The 893-nt window shown below is 35.4% G+C and carries 1 protein-coding gene; it reads left to right on the plus strand.

Going from position 1 to position 893, the window contains the following annotated elements; genetic code table 11:
• Positions 1-114, plus strand: a 114-nt coding sequence (locus ACS8FC_RS15755; RefSeq protein ID WP_439297463.1) for a 4Fe-4S dicluster domain-containing protein, incomplete at its 5' end; no start/stop codon positions are given.
• Positions 115-893 lie beyond the last annotated feature (779 nt).

Raw genomic sequence — 893 nt, forward strand, 5'->3', positions numbered from 1 at the left:
ATCAATGCTCAGAACTGTGTACATTGTAAGACTTGCGATATCAAAGATCCTTCGCAGAATATCACTTGGGTAACACCAGAAGGTGGCGGTGGTCCTAACTATCCAAACATGTAAATCAGGATAACTCTGATTTAGCCTAGTATATGTATCGTTATTAAAAATCATACCTCAATAAAAACGCCCTTCTTTCTAAGAGAAGGGCGTTTTTTTGCCTACCACAAGCAATCCTGCTTCATCAGTACCGCTTAATCTGTCCAAGCATCACCATTTGATTCAGACTCATCGACAAGTTTGCAAAATTCCAAATAGTGACGAAACTGAATAAATCGTATGAACAATATAGATCTCAAGCGACGTGCGACCATCACGTTTGATTATTGGTTCTCTATATTTATTTTTGAGATAAATAATCTTTGCAATTTGTTTTTTATAGAATATATTAAGTAATAATTCATCAGCATAAACTGGATATTTGTCGTATAATTTTAGTACCGCTCATATTCAGCGCTATATTTACCGAACTGATTTTTAGTAGATATACTTCAGCCTATGCTTTGTTGGTTGTAACTATCGCTGTTGAATCGTGCTAAGATGAAATTCGAATGATTCTATGCTGGCCTCATAGCTACTAATAAGGATGAGTCGGCTACTATAGATGAATCGGCATAAATGTTTGAAGCGTTAAAGTATTAAGACTCTTGTCAGGAAGACGAGATTGTGAAAAAGACACCGGATAGTCCTACCCTTCTGTCTTCCTCAATGAACCCTGTTTTGCTATTTGATAGTTTTTATTTAAGGGATCAATGTAATGTCCACAATGATATTTATTTTTGCTAAATAATTGCTGATAAATAGATATGCGCCTGCGCATCTTCATTGTCACTATATAAAGT

This window comes from Psychrobacter sp. 1Y4 (assembly GCF_051847555.1).